Consider the following 17,739-nt stretch of genomic DNA (forward strand, 5'->3'; position numbering starts at 1 on the left):
CCACGCCGTCGCGGTCCACCGTGCCGTCGGCGATGAGCCGCATTGCCCGCGCGACGACGTCGCCACGCATGTTCCATTCCGGCGAGCCGGGAGATGCATCGGGACGGCATCTTTTGCACGCCCGGAAGCCCGCCCGTTGAGCTGCGGCCGCGGTCGGGTAAAACCGGACGTTGCGCGCGAAGGGTGGTCGCACTGGGCAGCTGGGCCGACAGTAGATCCGGGTCGTCAGCACCGCGGTGACGAACCAGCCGTCGAAGCGGGCGTCCTTGGACTGAACCGCCCGGTAGCAGTGGTCGAAATCCTCGTGCACGCTTCAACAGTTACACCTATCCACCGACAAGACTGGCGGAAAAGCGACATTGCAGTCTCGGGGTTTGCGTGTGCGGCTCGCGCCGATGGATGAACCATTTGGACCAAGCAAATTAAAAATGAATGACGCGTGGCAGAACACTTGTCGCTCTTGGGATTCCGCGCTCCCGGCTGTCGAGCAGCCCTTTTAGGCGGAGGGTTTCCGGAGGTAGGCTGGCCCGGTCACCCAGTGTCGCCTCGTCGGGAGGGGCAGGTGACCGTCTCGCTAGGAGCGGCTCATGTTGGATCTTCTTGCCCGCGAATTCGCAGCCGAAATTGCCCTGGGTGGCGGGGGTGGCGGTAAGCCAGGTGGCGGTGGCGGCAAGCCGGGTGGCGGTGGCGGTGGCGGCAAGCCGGGTGGCGGCGGCAGGTCATAACGGCCTGCCCGATAGCGCCGCGTAACCGCGGCCGGACCGCTTGGGAGAGCACGCTTTCGGTGCTCAAGCAATCGGGCCAGGCGGGTCACCCTGGTCGGCAGCGCCAAGCAGATCGAGTTGCATCCATGCGACGTCGTGCCAGCCGTTGCGCTTCCATTCGACGCGGCGATATAAGCCGGCATCCTGGAATCCGAACGATCGATGGAAACCGTTGCTGGCGTCGTTGGGTTGCGTGATGCCGGCGAAGGCTCGTCGATAGCCACGCTCGGTAATGCGCCGCAGCAGTTGGGTATAGAGCTGGCGGCCGCCGCCGGTGCGGTGGTGGTGGGCGCTGACATAGATACCGGTTTCGGCCGACCACTGATAGGAAGGCAGGCGCCTGAGGGCGTGTGCGTAAGCGAAGCCGATGACCTGATCATCGCGTTCGAGCACCAGCCACTCGTGGGTGTCGCGGGCAGCGCCAATACGCGCAGCCATCTCATCGACGGTCGGTACTTCGATTTCCCAACTGATCGTCGTGTCACGAACATAGGGGCGGTAGATCGCAACACAGGCGGCCGCATCCTGTGCAGACGCTGGACGCACATGGCCGATGCTTGTTGGCATGCGATGAGTCTTTCACTTGCTACCAACAGGTTTCGGATGACCGTTGCGCCTATGGAATAAGCTCGCCAGGCTGGCGCGTTCCGCCACACATGAAACCCTTCAACGAGTCCGAACGTCAGGAGTTCCTCGCCCAAGTGCATGTCGGCGTGCTGTCCGTTGCTGCCACCGACGGCCGGCCACCGGCCAGTGTCCCGATCTGGTACGGCTACACCCCTGGGGGGAACATCCTGGTCAATACCGGCGCGTCGTCGCGAAAGGCCAGGCTCATCGAGCAGGCCGGTGCGGTGACGCTGGCCGCCCAGCGCGAAGAACCGCCGTATCAGTACGTGGTCGTGGAGGGCACTGTCGTGGAAACCACCAAGCCCACGCCGTTGGACTTGCGGGAAGAGATCGCAATCCGTTACCTGGGGGAGGAAGGCGGACGCGCGTTGGTACGGACCCTTGCAGGTCAGGAGACTGTGTTGTTCAGCGTCCGTCCCGACCGGTGGATCACCGCCGATTTCTCCGACGGCATCTGAGCCCTATGCGCCTTCGTACTGGACGGTCGCTGCCGACGCGATGAAGTCGCGGGCCGGCCGGGACAACGGGCGAGCGGAATTCCAGATCATACCCACGTCGCGGTATGCGTCGGCGTCGGCCAGTCGCAGGATGCTGACCCCGGGTGTCTCTTCGCTGGCGTCGATCGGTATCAGGCTGATGCCGAGTCCGGCGGCTACCAGACCCGCGGCCGTTGTCAGGTTGGCCGACTCCAAGACGATCCGCGGTTGGAATTGCGCTGCGGCACATAGCTCGTCGAGCAGTCGTCGCATACCGAACCCGGGGTGCATGGTCACGAAGCGCTCACTGGTGAGATCGGTCATGGACACCGCCGCAACGGTTGCAAGCCGGTGGCCGCGGGGGACGGCGACACCGAGCCGCTGACGGAACATGCTGCGCCAGGCCAATGTTGGCTCTTTCGGCCGCGGCGAAACCACCCCGATGTCGACGGACTCGGACTCCACCAGATCGCCGATCGATTCGGCAGCGCCCTCCTGCAGCGTGAACGCCACTCGCGGTGACGCTGCCGTGAACCTCGCAATCAAGCGCGGCACCACCCTCGACCCAAACGAACTCAGGAAACCCAACCGAATCTCACTGACGGCGGGGTTGGTCAGGTCTTCGATTGCGCGTCGGGCTGAATCGAGCTCCAGCTGGGCCCGACGCGCGTGCTCGTAGAAGATCCGTCCGTAGGCGTTGAGCGAGAGTCGCTTGCCGCGGCGATCGAACAACGCGACCCCCAGTCGCCGTTCCAGGCGGGAGAGCATTCGGGTCAGGGTTGGCTGCGCGATGTGAAGCTGGTCGGCTGCCGCCGTGACGTGCTGCAGCTCCGCGAGTGTGACATACCACTCGTAGTCGCCGTCGCGCATGCCCTGCCACCTCTACTTATGCCTTAACAGCATGCTAATCGATTCAGTAATTCATTTCCGTTTCCAGGGGGTGGCGCGGAGTATCGCAGCCATGCCTCAGCTCGCCTCGACTCCCACCGCGCACAAAGCCGGCAGCCGGGGCTACCGGCGAGTGACCGCGGCGCTGTACGGTGCCGGCCTGGCCAGTTTCGCTGCGATGTACTGCACCCAGGCCCTGCTCCCGGCCCTGTCGACGTATTACCGGATCACTCCGGCCACCGCGGCGCTCACGGTCTCCCTGACGACGGGAACGCTGGCGCTGTCGATCATTCCGGCGAGCGTCCTTTCCGAACGCTACGGACGTATCACCGTGATGCTGACGTCCGGCGTGGTGACCAGCATTATCGGGTTGATGTTGCCGTTCAGTCCCACGCTCGGCGTACTGCTCGTCGGACGCGCACTGCACGGCATCGCACTGGCCGGGATACCCGCGGTCGCGATGGCGTATCTGGCCGAGGAAGTGCACGCCTCTTCGCTCGGTTCGGCGATGGGACGATACATCGCCGGGACCACGATCGGCGGCCTGGCCGGGCGGATCGTCCCGTCTCTGATCGTCGACGTCAGCAATTGGCGGGTCGCACTGTTGGTGTGCTCGCTGACGACGCTGGCCGGAACGGTGGTCTTCGCCGTCCTGGCGCCCCGGTCTCGGTTCTTCACCCCGAAGGCGGCGAGCGTCCGAGCCACCATGCATAGCCTTATGGCGCATCTGCGAAATCCGTTGCTGTTAAAACTTTTTGCCTTGGGTTTCGTGCTGATGGGTGGATTTGTCACGGTGTACAACTACCTGGGTTATCGATTGAGCGCGCAGCCGTTCGCGTTGGCTTCGTCGGTGGTGGGCCTGTTGTTCCTGCTGTACCTGGCGGGCACGGTGACGTCGACGCTGGCGGGGCGGCTCGCCGACCGCCGGGGACGCGCGCTGGTGCTGGGTGGCGCCTTGCCGATCACGCTGGTCGGCCTGTTGGCGACCGTCCCACATGCTTTGGTCGCGATCGTCGTCGGCGCTGGGGTGTTCACCGGCGGATTCTTCGCCGCGCACACCGTGGCCAGCGGTTGGGTGGGCGCCGTTACGTATCGGGATCGCGCCGAGGCGTCGTCGCTGTACCTGTTCAGCTACTACCTAGGAGGATCGGTGGCCGGCGGATTCGGCGGGCTCGTCTACAGCATCGGCGGCTGGCCGGGCACCGTCGTGTTCGTGGGCACGCTGCTGCTGGCCGGCCTGTTGCTGGTGGCGCTGTTGGTGAAAGAAACTGCGCCCGCACCAGTTTGCGCTGTGTCCTAATTTCGACCACCTCGAAGGTATCGACCTCGACGTCCTCGCCGACCGGCTGAGGAGCGGCGCAGGATCAACGCAGCTGTGGCATGACCTCGTCGGCAAACAGCTCCAGGTGCGCAAGATCGGACAAGTCGAGAAGTTGGGTGTACACGCGCTGCACGCGGATGTTCTCCCAGGGAGCCAATTTGTCGACGATTTCGGCGGGCGTGCCGACCAGCGGGCTGTTGGAGCGCATCTCGTCCACGTCTCGGCCGATCGCCGCCGCGCGCCGGGCCACTTCGGAGTCATTGCGGCCCGCGCAGACCACGAACGCGGCCGAGTACACGATGGAGTCGGCCGGTCTGCCGGCCGCGGCGACCGCGTCGGCCACCCGCTCGAACTGGGTTGTCGCTGTGTCAAGTGGTGCGAACGGGATGTTGAATTCGGCGGCGTAAGTGGCAGCCAGTGACGGGGTGCGCTTGGCGCCGACGCCGCCGATGATGATCGGTGGATGCGGGCTTTGCACCGGTTTCGGGAGCGCGGGCGACCCGGCGATGGTGTAGTGCTTGCCGGCGTAGTCGAACGTCTCACCGGGCTTGGTCGTCCACAATCCGGTGACGATGGCCAGTTGCTCACTGAGCCGTTCGAACCGCTCCCGCACCGAGGGAAACGGAATCCCGTACGCCTCGTGCTCGGGCGCGAACCAGCCACTGCCGAGGCCCAATTCGATGCGCCCGCCGCTCATTTCGTCCACCTGTGCCACCGAGATGGCCAGGGGGCCCGGGTAGCGGAATGTCGCGGAGGTCACCAGCGTGCCAAGCCGAATGCTCGACGTTCCCCGGGCAATTGCGCCCAGCGTCACCCACGAATCGGTCGGCCCGGGCTGGCCGTCACCGCTCATCGCCAGGTAGTGGTCGGATCGGAAGAAGGCCGCATAGCCGAGCTGTTCGGCGGTTTGGGCAACAGCGAGCTGGTCGGCGTAGCTGGCGCCTTGTTGTGGCTCGATGAAGGCACGAAATTCCACGGTCATCTGTCCTTTATCGCCCGGGCTGAACGGCCGCGGCGGGCGAGGCCAGCTGGGTGGGCTGGTCATGCCCGCGAAGTGTCACGGTTTCGCCCAAAGACCAACGGGTGCACTCATTTTCACATGCGCGCTGCAGCGTCTCGGCGGTCGCTAACAGCCGGCCCGGGTATGACTTGGCCAGTTCGCACAGTCGGGCCGCCTCGTTGACCGGTTCACCGATGACGGTGTATTCGAATCGCTCTTTGGCGCCGACGTTGCCCGCGACGACCTGGCCCGAGGTCACGCCGATGCCAGCCTCGCACTCGGGCATTTCTTCGGCCAGCCGGTCGGCGATGGCCCGCGCGGCGGCCAGCGCCTTGTCCTCTGGACACTCGAGGTGATTCGGGGCCCCGAAGATGGCCAGCGATGCGTCGCCCTCGAACTTGTTGACCAGTCCGTGGTGGCGGTCCACCTCCTCGACGACGATCGCGAAGAACCGGTTGAGAAATCGCACTACTTCGGTCGGGGGTTGGCTGGTCACCAACCGGGTGGAGCGGACGATATCGATGAAGACGACGGCGACGTGGCGTTCTTCCCCGCCCAGTTTCGGTTTCTCGCGTTCGGCGGCCAGGGCAACCTCACGGCCCACATGCCGGCCGAAAAGATCGCGCACGCGCTCGCGCTCGCGCAGGCCGTCGACCATCGAGTTGAAACCACGCTGCAGCTCGCCGAGCTCGGTACCGTCGAATACCACCAGGTTGCCGCGCAAATCGCCTTCCTCGGCGCGCTTTAGCGCGGCACGCACCACCCGCACCGGGGTCGCGGTCAGCCAGGACAGGATCCAAGTCAGGAGGCATCCGAAAATGAAAGTTGCGATCGACACGATCATCACGCCCACCGCGAATTGGGTCTCGGTCAGATTCCGCATCAATAGCTGGAAGAAAGCCACCAAGGCGATGCCAATAACCGGGACGCCCGAACCGAGCAGCCATACCATCATGGTTCGGCCCATGATGCCCGCCGCCAGCCGCCGTGGCGGTCGTCCAGCCTCGAGCGCCTGAGCGGCCACCGGGCGTAGTGCGAACTCGGTGATCAAGTAGGCGGCGGTGGCGACCAGAACGGCGCAAATGCCGACCACAAACAGAAACCGCGGGATGAACTGCGTGTTGACCAGGCCGTAGAGGGTCGTGGACAGTGCCGTCCCGATTCCCCACAGGCTGAGGTCGACGACCGCGACCCGCCACGGGGCAAGGAAGGTGTTGCGCTCGTCCACGCGGCTGGGTTTGCGCTCCTCGATCGCCCAGCGCAGCGCCAGCACCGTCCGCCGGGTAATCCAATAAGTGCCCACGGCCATGGCGACAATGACATAGCCGGGCACCACGATGAATGTGATCCACCCCGGCGCGTCGTCAACGATGCTCGGTTCCGGAATGGCGACCGTGACCAACAGCGCGGCGACGGCGATTCCGATCAAATTCGCCGCCATGACTAGGACGGTCAAGATGATCTGGATGCGTACCCGCCGACGTTGCTGGCTCTCCGAGACGCGCCCGAGCAGCAGGGAGCCGTACGCGGGGGCCTGCTGCAGCCGACCGCTTTGACGGGTGACTCCCTCGAGCACCCGGCCCAGGCGTTGTGCCAGAGTCTTCTTGGGCATTGTGCGTCAGCCTAATTTGTCGGACACGCTCTAAGGTGAGTCGGGTGCGTCTCGTGATCGCTCAGTGCACCGTCGACTATGTCGGCCGGCTCACCGCTCACCTCCCGTCGGCGCGCAGGTTGTTGTTGGTCAAGGCCGACGGGTCGGTCAGTGTGCACGCCGACGACCGCGCCTACAAGCCGCTGAACTGGATGAGCCCGCCGTGCTGGATGAGCGAGGAGATCGCCGGTGAGGCGCCGGTGTGGGTGGTGGAGAACAAGGCCGGCGAACAGCTGCGCATTACCATCGAGGAGATCGAGCACGACTCCAGCCACGACCTGGGCGTCGACCCTGGGCTGGTCAAGGATGGCGTCGAGGCCCACCTGCAGGCGCTGCTCGCCGAGCACGTCCAACTGCTGGGCGCGGGGTACACGCTGGTACGCCGCGAATACATGACCGCGATCGGGCCCGTCGACCTGCTGTGCCGCGATGAACTCGGCGGCTCGGTCGCAGTGGAAATCAAACGGCGTGGCGAGATCGACGGCGTCGAGCAGCTCACCCGTTATCTCGAGTTGCTCAATCGCGACACCGTTCTCGCGCCGGTGAAAGGGGTTTTCGCCGCTCAGCAGGTCAAGCCGCAAGCGCGCACCCTGGCCACTGATCGCGGGATCCGTTGCGTAACACTGGACTACGATAAGATGCGCGGGATGGATAGCGGCGAGTACCGGCTGTTCTGATGGCCCGCCGCCGTAAACCGCCGCGTCGCCGGCCACCGGCCGGAAAGATATTGCCGTCGCCGATGCTGCGGCGGGTGGAAACCGGACCCGACGGCCACGAGTACGAAGTGCGCCCGATCGCGGCGGCCCGGGCCGTCAAGATCTACCGCTGTCCGGGTTGCGATCACCAAATTCGTTCCGGCACGGCGCACGTGGTGGTGTGGCCAGCCGAACTGCGGCGCGGCGCGCCGCAAACAGGAATCGAGGACCGGCGGCATTGGCACACGCCGTGCTGGGCCAAGCGCGCGATGCGCGGTCCGACCCGAAAGTGGAGCTAGTCCTACGAGGCTTGCTCGACCAACTCGATCAGCACCCCGCCGGCGTCCTTGGGGTGGATGAAGTTGATCCGGGAGTTTGCCGTGCCGCGCCGCGGGGCGTCATAGATGAGCCGCACCCCCAGAGCGCGCAGCCGTTGGCAAAGGGCGTCCAGATCGCTGACCCGGCAGGCCAGCTGCTGGATGCCCGGGCCGCGCTTGTCCAGAAATTTGGCGATCGTCGATGACTCGTCAAGCGGGGCCATCAGCTGGATCTGCGCCGAGTCCGGCGCGCCCGGCACGGCCACCATCGCCTCGCGGATTCCCTGGTCCTCGTTGACTTCCTCGTGCACCAGGATCATACCGAGGTGGTCGTGATACCACTCGATGGCCGCGTCCAGGTCGGCGACTGCGATGCCGACGTGATCGAGCCCGGTCACCAGGGAGGTGGCCAGGACGCGATGGGCGTCAACTTGATCGGTCGTCATCACATAACGGTAACCTGACGGAGAAGATTGCGCTTCTCCGGTAGGTCGAATCGGCCTTCCACACCCGTCTTGGAGGTAGTCATGACGACTTCGGTGATTGTTGCTGGGGCACGAACACCCATCGGCAGGTTGATGGGCTCGTTAAAGGATTTTTCGGCCAGCGACCTGGGCGCCATTGCCATCAAGGGTGCGCTGGAGAAGGCCAACGTGCCGGCGTCGGCGGTCGAGTACGTGATCATGGGCCAGGTGCTGACCGCCGGCGCCGGTCAGATGCCCGCCCGGCAGGCTGCCGTGGCCGCCGGTATCGGCTGGGACGTTCCGGCGCTGTCCATCAACAAGATGTGCCTGTCCGGTATCGACGCCATCGCGCTCGCCGACCAGCTCATTCGGGCCGGGGAGTTCGATGTGGTGGTGGCCGGTGGCCAGGAGTCCATGACGAAGGCACCGCATTTGCTGATGGATGCCCGGGCCGGCTACAAGTACGGCGACGTCACGGTTTTGGACCACATGGCCTACGACGGCTTGCACGACGTGTTCACCGATCAGCCGATGGGTGCGCTCACCGAGCAGCGCAACGACGTCGACAGGTTCACGCGCGCCGAACAGGACGAGTACGCAGCGCGATCGCACCAAAAGGCGGCCGCGGCCTGGAAGGACGGCGTCTTCACCGACGAAGTGGTTCCGGTGAATATCCCGCAACGCAAAGGTGATCCGCTGCAGTTCACCGAGGACGAGGGGATCCGCGCCAACACCACCGCCGAATCCTTGGGCGGTCTCAAGCCGGCGTTCCGCAAGGACGGCACCATCACGGCCGGCTCGGCGTCGCAGATTTCGGATGGCGCGGCCGCCGTGGTGGTGATGAACAAGGAGAAGGCGCAGGAGCTGGGGCTGACGTGGCTGGCCGAGATCGGTGCGCACGGCGTCGTGGCCGGACCGGATTCGACGCTGCAGTCCCAACCGGCAAACGCGATCAAAAAAGCACTCGACCGTGAAGGAATCACGGTTGACCAGCTCGATGTCGTGGAGATCAACGAGGCGTTCGCGGCGGTGGCGCTGGCTTCGATGCGGGAACTCGGCGTGAATCCCGAGATCGTGAACGTCAATGGCGGCGCGATCGCGGTGGGCCATCCGATCGGCATGTCTGGAGCCAGGATCACGCTGCATGTGGCCCTGGAATTGGCGCGCCGCGGCTCCGGTATCGGCGTTGCGGCCCTGTGCGGGGCCGGAGGCCAGGGCGACGCGCTGATTCTTCGGGCCGGCTGATCGATAGAAAACTGGCCGGTAACTTTGCTGTGGTCCGGTGCTCGTCAGCCGGTGTGATTGTGTCATATGAGCCGCTTGAGCAGCGATTTCGGGCCAGTTTCGCCTTTGTCGGATCGTCGGCACCCGGGTGACTCGGTAGCCGCAGCGACGTGACAAACTTGAGTGCGTGACGCGTCCGCGATCCTCGATCGGGCCTGCAATGGCCGGTGCCGTCGATTTGTCCGGCCTCAAGCAGCGGGCCCAGCAGAAGGCTTCGACGTCCGGGCCCAGTGGGGCCGCAGCAGAGCCGGGTGGTACGGAGATCACCGAGGCCAATTTCGAAGAGGAAGTGATCGTCCGGTCGGACGAAGTGCCGGTTGTGGTGGCGCTGTGGTCGCCTCGCAGCGAGGCGTGCGTCGAGCTGGTTGACACGCTGTCCGGCCTGGCCGCCGCCGACAACGGCAAGTGGTCGCTGGCGACGGTCAACGTCGACGCGGCGCCCAGGGTGGCCCGGATCTTTGGTGTCGAGGCGGTTCCGACTGTGGTGGCTTTGGCTGCGGGACAGCCGATCTCGAGCTTCCAAGGCGCGCAGCCCGCCGATCAGTTGCGGCGCTGGCTGGACTCTCTGCTGTCGGCGACGGACGGAAAGCTCAAGGGCCCAAGTGGTTCCGTGGATTTTGCGGAAGTTGATCCCGAGGTTGCCCAGGCCCGCGAGCAGCTTGAGGCTGGCGACTTCGCCGCGGCGAAGCAGTCGTATCAGGCCGTTCTGGATGCCAATCCGGGCAGCGTCGAAGCCAAGGGAGCGATCCGGCAGATTGAATTCCTCACCCGCGCAACGGCGCAACGCCCCGACGCCATCGCCGTTTCCGATGCAGCGCCCGGCGACATTGCCGCCGCGTTCGCGGCCGCCGATGTTCAAATCCTCAACCAGGAGGTGAGTGCGGCGTTCGAGCGCTTGATCGCGTTGGTGCGCAGCACATCTGGGGACGAGCGGACCTCGGTGCGCACGCGGCTGATCGAGTTGTTCGAGCTCTTCGATCCCGCCGATCCCGAGGTCGTCGTCGGCCGTCGCAACCTCGCCAACGCGCTTTACTAGCGCGAGCAGACGCAGAATCACCCCTAGAGCCCAAGTGTCGTTTGAGGGCGATTTTGCGTCTGCTCGCGGCTAAAGGCGAGGCCTACTCGGGTTCCAGCCAGAGTGCCGAAGTGGGCGGCAGCACCAGCACCGCCGATGCCGGGCGGCCATGCCATGGGTCGTCGGTGGCATCGACGCCGCCGAGGTTACCGATCCCGGAGCCGCTGTAGGCCGTCGCGTCGGTGTTGAGCACCTCGCGCCAGCGGCCCGCTGAGGGCAGGCCAAGACGGTAGCCGCTGTGTTCTGCACCCGCGAAATTGAATACGCAGGCCATCACCGAGCCGTCATTGCCGTATCGCAGGAAGCTCAGCACGTTGTTGCCGGAATCGTTGGCGTCGATCCAGGAGTAGCCGTCGGGGGTGGTGTCTCGACTCCACAGCGCCGGACGGCTGCGATAGATCTCGTTGATGTCGTGCACGAAACGCAAAATCCCGTTGGAGAAACCCTGTTCGTCGAGCTGCCACCAATCCAAGCCATTTTGCTCCGACCACTCGGCACGCTGGCCGAATTCCTGACCCATGAACAGCAGCTGCTGGCCCGGGTGGGCCCACTGGTAGGCGAGCAGGCTGCGCAGCCCGGCGGCCTTGACGTGATTGTTGCCCGGCATCCGCCCCCACAGCGTGCCCTTGCCGTGCACCACCTCGTCGTGACTGATCGGCAGCACGAAATTCTCGCTGAACGCGTAGAGCATGGAGAACGTCATCTCGTGGTGGTGGAAGCTGCGGTACACGGGATCGCGGCTGATGTAGTCCAGCGTGTCATGCATCCAGCCCATGTTCCACTTCATCGAGAAGCCCAGGCCGCCAAGGCTGGTCGGTCGCGTCACTCCGGGCCACGACGTCGACTCCTCGGCGATGGTGACGATGCCCGGCGCAGCTTTGTGTGCCGTGGCGTTCATCTCCTGCAAGAACTGCACGGCTTCCAGGTTTTCGCGCCCGCCGTAGATGTTGGGTGTCCAGCCGCCTTCGGGACGCGAGTAGTCCAGGTAGAGCATCGAGGCGACCGCATCTACGCGCATGCCGTCGATGTGGAACTCTTCGAGCCAGTACAACGCATTGGCTACCAGGAAGTTACGCACCTCCGGGCGACCGAAGTCGAACACGTAAGTGCCCCAGTCGAGTTGCTCCCCGCGCATCGGGTCGGAATGCTCGTAGAGCGCGGTGCCGTCAAAACGCCCAAGAGCCCAGGCGTCCTTGGGAAAGTGCGCCGGCACCCAGTCCACGATGACACCGATGCCCGCCTGGTGCAGGGCATCGACCAGCGCCCGGAAATCGTCGGGTGTGCCGAATCGCGACGTCGGTGCGTAGTAGGAGGTGACCTGATATCCCCAAGATCCGGCGAACGGATGCTCGGCGACTGGCAGCAGCTCCACGTGGGTAAACCCATGCCCTACAACATATTCTGTTAGCTCTCTGGCGAGCTGGAGATAACTGAGTCCGGGGCGCCACGAGCCGAGATGAACTTCGTAGGTGCTCATCGGCTCGAACACCGGGTTGCGCTGGGCGCGCCCCGTCATCCAGCCGCCATCGTTCCAGGTGTGTTTGCTCGTCGTCACCCGTGACGCCGTGTGCGGCGGCACTTCGGTGCCGAAGGCGAACGGGTCGGCTCGTTCGGTGACGACGCCGTCGGCGCCGTGCACCCGGAACTTGTACAGACCGTCAGCAGGGAAGCCGGGCCAGAACAATTCCCATACTCCCGAGGAGCCCAGCACCCGCATCGGGGCGTCGTTGCCGGTCCAGGCGTTGAATTCGCCGATCAGGCTGACGCCCTTGGCATTGGGCGCCCACACAGCGAACGACACCCCGTTGACCACGCCGTCGGCGGTGGTGAACGAGCGGCGATGGGCACCAAGCACCTCCCAGAGCCGTTCGTGGCGACCCTCGGCAAACAGATGAAGGTCCACTTCGCCCAGCGTGGGCAGGAAGCGGTAGGCGTCGGCGACGGTGTAGGGATCGCCACCGTCATAACGAACTTCCAACCGGTAGTCGATGAGGTTGGCGAACGGCAACGCCACGGCGAACAAGCCCGCTTCAACGTGCTGCATCGGAAACCGGTCCGCACCGACGACCGCGACGACTTCGACAGCGTGCGGCCGAAACGCCCGGATGACGGTGTGGTCGCCGTACTCGTGGGCGCCCAGGATGCCGTGCGGGTTGTGGTGCGCCCCGGCCACCAGGCGGGCCAAGTCGGCCGGGTCGGGCGCCAAGTGTGTCCCGGCAAGCTGGTCGGTTCGGTTCATATCCGCTCACCTCCTGCGCAGCAGCGTACTTCGCGATTCCTGCGGTACGAGGGGCATGTTGATGATGTGGGCGACAGTTTGCCCAGGGTCGATGCGAATGTAATTTGCTTGCCCCCATTGGTATTCCGCGCCGGTTATCTCGTCCCGCACCCAAAACCGCTCGTATGGATCCATACCCAATGCGGCCATGTCTAACCACAGCGTCGCTTCCTCGGGCCCGAACGCGTTGAGCGTCACCACCACCACGACGCAGTCGCCGGTGGCCGGGTCGAACTTGCTGTAGGCCAGTAACGCGTCGTTGTCGATGTGATGGAAATAAATGGTGCGCAGCTGCTCCAGCGCGGGATGCAGTCGACGAATCGCGTTGAGCTGTTTGAGAAACGGCTCCAGTGATCTGCCCGCGGCGAGCTCACCGGCGAAGTCGCGGGGACGCAATTCGTACTTCTCCGAGTCCAGGTATTCCTCGCTGCCCTCGCGCACCGCGCGATGCTCGAACAGCTCGTAACCCGAGTACACGCCCCAGGCCGGGCTCATGGTCGCCGCGAGTACCGCGCGGATCGCGAACATGCCCGGGCCGTTGTGCTGAAGGATCGCGTGCAGGATGTCGGGCGTGTTGACGAACAGGTTCGGCCGGCGGAAGTCGGCGAGTGCGGCGATGTTGTTGCCGAATTCGGTGAGTTCCCACTTGGCTGTGCGCCAGGTGAAGTAACTGTAGGACTGCGTGAAGCCGAGCTTGGCCAGCCCGTACTGGCGCGCCGGCGGCGTGAACGCTTCGGACAAAAAGAGCACGTCGGGGTCGGTGGCCTTCACCTGACCGATCAGCCAGGCCCAGAAGTCGGGCGGCTTGGTGTGCGGATTGTCGACCCGAAAGAACTTGACGCCGTGGTCAATCCAGTGGCGGACCACGCGCAGCACCTCGTCGTAGAGACCTGCGGGATCGTTGTCGAAGTTGAGCGGATAAATGTCCTGGTACTTCTTGGGCGGATTCTCCGCGTACGCGATGGTGCCATCGGGCAGTTCGGTGAACCACTTGCGGTGTTCGCGGGCCCACGGATGATCCGGCGCGCATTGCAGCGCCAGGTCCAGGGCCACCTCCAGGCCGACGTCGCGCGCCGCCGCGACGAACGCGTCGAAGTCGTCGATGGTGCCCAGGCTCGGATGAACCGCGTCGTGGCCGCCCTCGTCGCTACCGATCGCCCACGGAGATCCCACATCTCCGGGGGCGGCGGTGGGGGAGTTGTTGCGGCCCTTGCGATGGACTTTGCCGATCGGATGGATCGGGGGCAGATACACGACGTCGAAGCCCATGTCGGCGATGCGTCCAAGCGCCGCGGCCGCGGTGGTGAAGGTGCCGTGCACCGGCTTTCCGTCGGCGTCCCAGCCGCCGGTCGAACGCGGAAACATCTCGTACCACGCGCTGAAGCGTGCCGCGGGCCGGTCCACCCAGACGCCGCACTGCTCGCCGCGGGTGACGATGTCGCGCAGCGGATAAGCCGTCAGAAGTTCCTCGATTTGTGGTGCCAGCGCCAAAGCGCTGCGGGTCACCGGATCCCCGGGGGTGCGCAACGCCGTCGCGGCCGACAGCAGCGGATCGCGCAGCGCGCGTGGCACACCCGTCGCGGCGCGCTCGAACAGCGCAGCGCCGACCAGCAAATCGTTGGACAGTTCTTTCTCGCCCTGCCCGGCGTCCAGCTTGGCCATCAGCCCATGCCGCCAGGTGTCAATCGGGTCGCCCCAGCCGTCGACCCGGAAGCTCCACAATCCGACACGGTCGGGGGTGAACTGGCCGTGGAAGACGTAGGGCTCTTGGCCCATCGTCATCGGAATCAGCAGCGGCTTGACTTTTTGCGGATCGACCCGCGTGGAGTCGCGGGAGGCGATCACCGGCTTTTCGGGGGCCTGCACGGCCTGGATCCGCCGTGTTTCCGTCGCTAGGTAGCGTGGCCCGAAGTAGCGCACGACCAAGGTCGCCGCGACCGCCTCGTGGCCTTCTCGCCATATCGCCGCGCTGACTGGGACAACCTCACCGACTACGGCTTTGGCAGGGTAGGCGCCGCATGAGACGACGGGCTGGACGTTATCGATCTCGACACGACCGGGCACCACAGCTCCGTTCCGATTGTGTGCTTTCGTCCGGAAACTTCTCCTCCTGGGGAACTTCCCCCCCAATGGGGAAGCATCCTTGCGGCCCCAGTAAGTACCCGATACCCACCCTAGTGGCCGGTCACACGCCCCCGAGGTAAACGGAGGTAAACGCTCGCTCGCTCGCGCTGCGCGCATCGCAATCCTCAGTAAGGTAGTGATGCGTGAAAGCCCTCCGGCGATTTACCGTCCGTGCCCACCTTCCGGAGCGTCTCGGCGCGCTGGAGCAGCTGTCGACCAACCTGCGCTGGTCGTGGGACAAACCGACGCAGGATCTGTTCGCGAGCATCGACCCGGCGCTCTGGGCGCACTGCGGCTATGACCCGGTGGCGCTGTTGGGGGTGGTGAACCCGTCAAGGCTCGACCAGTTGGCGCTCGACGAGGGGTTCCTGGGTCGGCTCGACTGGCTGGCTGCCGACTTGAACGACTATCTGAGTCGTCCGCTGTGGTATCAGCAACAGCAGCAGGACGGTGCGGAGATGCCGACCGGCATCGCGTATTTCTCGATGGAGTTCGGTGTTGCCGAGGTGTTGCCCAACTACTCGGGCGGCCTGGGGATCCTCGCCGGCGACCACCTGAAGTCCGCCTCCGATCTGGGAGTGCCGCTGATCGCGGTCGGCCTGTACTACCGCTCCGGGTATTTCCGGCAGTCGCTGACCGCCGACGGCTGGCAGAACGAGAATTACCCGTCACTGGATCCGCAAGGGCTGCCGTTGCGGCTGCTCACCACTGGCAACGGCGATCCGGTGCTGGTCGAGCTGGCGCTGCCCGACTCCGCGCAGTTGCGGGCCCGGGTCTGGGTCGCGCAGGTGGGTCGCGTCCCGCTGCTCTTGCTGGATTCCGACGTCCCGGAAAACGAACACGACCTGCGCAGCGTCACCGACCGCCTGTACGGCGGCGACCAGGAGCATCGCATCCGGCAAGAAATTCTGGCCGGCGTCGGCGGGGTGCGGGCGATCCGCGCGTTTACCGCCATCGAAGGTCTGCCCGCGCCCGAGGTGTTCCACATGAACGAGGGGCACGCCGGGTTCCTCGGGGCCGAGCGCATCCGCGAGCTGATCACCGACGCGGGATTGGACCACGACACCGCGTTGACGGTGGTGCGGTCGAGCACCCTGTTCACCACCCACACCCCGGTGCCCGCCGGTATCGACCGGTTCCCCGTCGACATGGTTGAGCGCTACTTCGATGACCATCTTGACGGCAAGCCGGGCGGCACGGCAGATGGGAACAACGCCTCGACGCTGCTGCCGGGCGTGCCGACGGCCCGGATCATCGCGCTCGGCGCCGAGGAGGATCCGACCAAGTTCAACATGGCTCACATGGGCCTGCGGCTGGCGCAACGGGCCAACGGCGTTTCGCTGCTGCACGGCCGCGTGAGCCGGGCCATGTTCAACGGGCTCTGGCGCGGCTTCGACCGCAAGGAGGTGCCGATCGGGTCGATCACCAACGGCATTCATGCGCGCACCTGGGCGGCGCCGCAGTGGTTGCAGCTGGGGCGCGAACTGGCCGGGTCGGATTCGTCGTTCAGCGACCCCGGCGTCTGGCTGCGACTGGAGCAGGTCGATCCCGGCCATTTGTGGTGGATTCGCTCGCAGTTGCGAGCGCTGCTGGTGGAGGACGTCCGGCGGCGGCTACGCCAGTCGTGGTTGGAACGCGGTGCCTCCGATGCCGAACTGAGCTGGATCGCGACTGCGTTCGATCCCAATGTGCTCACCGTCGGATTCGCTCGGCGGGTACCGACCTACAAGCGGCTAACACTGATGCTGCGCGATCCCGCTCGCCTGGAACGGCTGCTGCTCGACGAACACCGGCCGATCCAGCTGATCGTCGCCGGGAAATCCCACCCGGCAGACGACGGCGGCAAGGCGCTCATCCAGCAGGTGGTGCGCTTCGCCGATCGGCCGCACGTGCGCCACCGCATCGCCTTTTTGCCCAACTACGACATGTCGATGGCCCGGGTTCTGTATTGGGGCTGCGACGTGTGGCTGAACAACCCGCTGCGGCCCCTCGAGGCGTGCGGCACCTCCGGAATGAAAAGCGCGCTCAACGGCGGCCTGAATCTGTCCATCCGCGACGGCTGGTGGGACGAGTGGTACGACGGCGAAAACGGTTGGGAGATACCGTCTGCCAGCGGGTTGACTGACGAGGTCCGTCGCGACGACCTGGAGGCCAGCGCGCTATATGACCTACTGGAACACGCGGTGGTGCCGAAGTTCTACGAACGTGACCACCGCGGAGTGCCACCGCGCTGGATCGAGATGGTGCGCCACACCTTGCAGACGCTCGGGCCCAAAGTGCTGGCGTCTCGCATGGTGCGCGACTACGTCGAGCAGTACTACGTGCCGGCGGCGCACTCGCTGCGCAAGACGGTTGCGGCCACTGATGGCGCCGGTGAGTACGGCGGGGCCCGCGAACTGGCCGCCTATCGTCGGCGCGCCGAAAAAGCGTGGCCGAAGATCTACGTCACCGACGTCGACAGCACCGGCCTGCCGGACACCCCGGTGCTGGGCTCGAAGCTGACCCTGACCGCGACCGTTAATTTGGCCGGCCTGGCGCCCGACGAGGTGACGGTGCAGGCGGTGCTGGGCCGGGTCGACTCCGGCGACGTGTTGCTGGATCCGATCACGGTCGAAATGTCGTATACCGGCGCCGCTGACGCAGGCAAACAGGTCTTCTCGACGACGACACCGCTGCCGCTGGCCGGCGCGGTCGGATACACCGTGCGTGTGCTGCCCCGTCATCCGATGCTTGCCGTGGGCAGCGAGCTGGGTCTGGTGACCCTGGCTTGACGGC

15 protein-coding genes are annotated in these 17,739 nt (G+C 65.4%); 7 read left to right on the forward strand and 8 right to left on the reverse strand.

Annotated features, from left to right (window positions below; genetic code table 11):
• The coding region (locus ACLP9N_RS34410; RefSeq protein WP_442411580.1) for an Ada metal-binding domain-containing protein at positions 1-310 on the reverse strand (310 nt) is incomplete at its 3' end.
• A gap of 478 nt (positions 311-788) precedes the next feature.
• Positions 789-1,331, reverse strand: a complete 543-nt coding sequence (locus tag ACLP9N_RS34415) for a GNAT family N-acetyltransferase (protein ID WP_442411581.1) — start codon at positions 1,329-1,331, stop codon at positions 789-791.
• An 89-nt stretch (positions 1,332-1,420) separates the two neighbouring features.
• On the opposite strand from ACLP9N_RS34415, the gene ACLP9N_RS34420 reads away from it, so the two are divergent.
• Positions 1,421-1,849 (forward strand): pyridoxamine 5'-phosphate oxidase family protein, encoded by a 429-nt coding sequence (locus tag ACLP9N_RS34420; protein ID WP_442411582.1) that lies wholly within the window; start codon positions 1,421-1,423, stop codon positions 1,847-1,849.
• A 3-nt stretch (positions 1,850-1,852) separates the two neighbouring features.
• Here ACLP9N_RS34420 and ACLP9N_RS34425 read toward each other — a convergent pair whose 3' ends face one another.
• Entirely contained in the window at positions 1,853-2,737 is an 885-nt protein-coding gene (locus ACLP9N_RS34425) for a LysR family transcriptional regulator (RefSeq protein WP_442411583.1), read from the reverse strand.
• Positions 2,738-2,828: 91 nt separating this feature from the next.
• Between ACLP9N_RS34425 and ACLP9N_RS34430 the strand changes: the two genes are divergently transcribed.
• A complete protein-coding gene (locus tag ACLP9N_RS34430; RefSeq protein ID WP_442411584.1) occupies positions 2,829-4,055 on the forward strand; it encodes an MFS transporter in 1,227 nt (408 codons plus the stop codon).
• A gap of 64 nt (positions 4,056-4,119) precedes the next feature.
• Here ACLP9N_RS34430 and ACLP9N_RS34435 read toward each other — a convergent pair whose 3' ends face one another.
• Both ACLP9N_RS34435 and ACLP9N_RS34440 read right to left on the reverse strand, forming a co-directional pair.
• Complete coding sequence (locus ACLP9N_RS34435) at positions 4,120-5,058, reverse strand: LLM class F420-dependent oxidoreductase (protein WP_442411585.1); 939 nt, start codon at positions 5,056-5,058, stop codon at positions 4,120-4,122.
• Positions 5,059-5,065: 7 nt separating this feature from the next.
• Positions 5,066-6,688, reverse strand: a complete 1,623-nt coding sequence (locus ACLP9N_RS34440) for an adenylate/guanylate cyclase domain-containing protein (protein WP_442411586.1) — start codon at positions 6,686-6,688, stop codon at positions 5,066-5,068.
• A gap of 44 nt (positions 6,689-6,732) precedes the next feature.
• Here ACLP9N_RS34440 and nucS point away from each other — a divergent pair, with 44 nt between their 5' ends.
• Together nucS and ACLP9N_RS34450 are read left to right on the forward strand one after the other, a co-directional pair.
• Positions 6,733-7,404, forward strand: a complete 672-nt coding sequence (nucS, locus tag ACLP9N_RS34445; RefSeq protein ID WP_442411587.1) for an endonuclease NucS — start codon at positions 6,733-6,735, stop codon at positions 7,402-7,404.
• Positions 7,404-7,721: a hypothetical protein gene (locus tag ACLP9N_RS34450; RefSeq protein ID WP_442411588.1), complete on the forward strand. Its 318-nt coding sequence runs from the start codon at positions 7,404-7,406 to the stop codon at positions 7,719-7,721. Before nucS ends, ACLP9N_RS34450 begins: the two co-directional genes overlap by 1 nt.
• A gap of 2 nt (positions 7,722-7,723) precedes the next feature.
• On the opposite strand, the gene mce is transcribed toward ACLP9N_RS34450, so the two are convergent.
• Positions 7,724-8,188: a methylmalonyl-CoA epimerase gene (gene mce, locus ACLP9N_RS34455; RefSeq protein ID WP_442411589.1), complete on the reverse strand. Its 465-nt coding sequence runs from the start codon at positions 8,186-8,188 to the stop codon at positions 7,724-7,726.
• 78 nt (positions 8,189-8,266) lie between these two features.
• Here mce and ACLP9N_RS34460 point away from each other — a divergent pair, with 78 nt between their 5' ends.
• Together ACLP9N_RS34460 and ACLP9N_RS34465 are read left to right on the forward strand one after the other, a co-directional pair.
• Positions 8,267-9,448 (forward strand): acetyl-CoA C-acetyltransferase, encoded by a 1,182-nt coding sequence (locus ACLP9N_RS34460; protein WP_442411590.1) that lies wholly within the window; start codon positions 8,267-8,269, stop codon positions 9,446-9,448.
• Between the two features lie 166 nt (positions 9,449-9,614).
• Positions 9,615-10,523 carry a tetratricopeptide repeat protein gene (locus ACLP9N_RS34465; RefSeq protein WP_442411591.1) on the forward strand — a complete coding sequence of 303 codons (909 nt, stop codon included), beginning with the start codon at positions 9,615-9,617 and terminating at the stop codon, positions 10,521-10,523.
• 82 nt (positions 10,524-10,605) lie between these two features.
• On the opposite strand, the gene glgB is transcribed toward ACLP9N_RS34465, so the two are convergent.
• Complete coding sequence (gene glgB, locus ACLP9N_RS34470) at positions 10,606-12,801, reverse strand: 1,4-alpha-glucan branching protein GlgB (protein ID WP_442411592.1); 2,196 nt, start codon at positions 12,799-12,801, stop codon at positions 10,606-10,608.
• A 6-nt stretch (positions 12,802-12,807) separates the two neighbouring features.
• Positions 12,808-14,904 carry an alpha-1,4-glucan--maltose-1-phosphate maltosyltransferase gene (locus ACLP9N_RS34475; protein ID WP_442411593.1) on the reverse strand — a complete coding sequence of 699 codons (2,097 nt, stop codon included), beginning with the start codon at positions 14,902-14,904 and terminating at the stop codon, positions 12,808-12,810.
• A gap of 203 nt (positions 14,905-15,107) precedes the next feature.
• On the opposite strand from ACLP9N_RS34475, the gene glgP reads away from it, so the two are divergent.
• On the forward strand, positions 15,108-17,735 hold the full coding sequence (gene glgP, locus ACLP9N_RS34480) for an alpha-glucan family phosphorylase (RefSeq protein WP_442411594.1): 2,628 nt from the start codon (positions 15,108-15,110) through the stop codon (positions 17,733-17,735).
• Positions 17,736-17,739 lie beyond the last annotated feature (4 nt).

It is taken from the genome of Mycobacterium sp. (genome assembly GCF_052144515.1).
In the GTDB taxonomy this organism is placed as follows: Bacteria; Actinomycetota; Actinomycetes; order Mycobacteriales; family Mycobacteriaceae; genus Mycobacterium.